Origin of the sequence: Mycobacterium sp. 663a-19 (assembly GCF_035616495.1) — a bacterium.
In the GTDB taxonomy this organism is placed as follows: domain Bacteria; phylum Actinomycetota; class Actinomycetes; order Mycobacteriales; family Mycobacteriaceae; genus Mycobacterium.
The window spans coordinates 1-953 of the sequence record NZ_JAPJAV010000035.1 but is presented as its reverse complement, the minus strand read 5'-3'; the positions used below and the strand labels follow the sequence as shown (position 1 = coordinate 953).

2 pseudogenes are annotated in these 953 nt (G+C 68.5%); one reads left to right on the top strand and one right to left on the bottom strand.

Annotated elements, in window-relative coordinates:
- Positions 1–413: pseudogene (locus OQ968_RS24730) on the bottom strand (hypothetical protein); the annotation flags it as partial.
- A gap of 19 nt (positions 414–432) precedes the next feature.
- Between OQ968_RS24730 and OQ968_RS24725 the strand changes: the two are divergent.
- A pseudogene (locus OQ968_RS24725) lies at positions 433–953 on the top strand (hypothetical protein); the annotation flags it as partial.

Below are 953 nucleotides of genomic sequence, written 5' to 3'. Positions count from 1 at the left end.
GGCACGGTGACGGTGGGCACCGCCAGTGCGAATAGCGGCACGTTGACGGTGGGGAGCACGGGTCCGGGTAGTGGCACCTTGGCGGTCAATGGTGGGCTGACCGTCAACGCCGGTGGCACGCTGACGGATACCGGCAGCGTGAGTGTGTCGGGGACGTTGACGGATTCGGGCACGGTGACGGTGGGCACCGCCAGCGCGAATAGCGGCACGTTGACGGTGGGGAGCACCGGACCCGGTAGTGGCACCTTGGCGGTCAACGGGGGTCTGACCGTCAACGCCGGGGGCACGTTGACCGATACCGGGACGGTGACCGTCTCGGGCACCCTGACCGATGGCGGCACCATGACGGTCGGCACCGGCACCGCCAACAGTGGCACGTTGACGGTGGGGAGCACCGGACCCGGTAGTGGCACGCTTGCCGTCAATGGCAGCTTGACCGTCAACGCTGGCGGCACGCTGACCGATACCGGGACGGTGACCGTCTCGGGCACCCTGACCGATGGCGGCACTATGACGGTGGGCACCGGCACCGCCAACAGTGGCACGTTGACGGTGGGTAGCACCGGTCCGGGTAGTGGCACGCTGGCGGTCAATGGTGGGCTGACCGTCAACGCCGGCGGGACGCTGACGGATACCGGCAGCGTGACCGTCTCGGGCACGTTAACCGACAACGGTGCGCTGACGGTGGGTACCGCCAGCGCCAACAGTGGGACGTTGACGGTGGGGAGCACCGGTCCGGGCAGTGGCACGCTGGCGGTCAACGGGGGTCTGACCGTCAACGCCGGCGGGACGCTGACCGATACCGGGACGGTGACTGTCTCGGGCACCCTTACCGATGGCGGCACTATGACGGTGGGCACCGGCAGCGCCAATAGCGGGACGTTGACGGTGGGGAGCACCGGCCCGGGTAGCGGCACGTTGAATGTCGGCTCCGGGGTGACGTTGACGGTGAA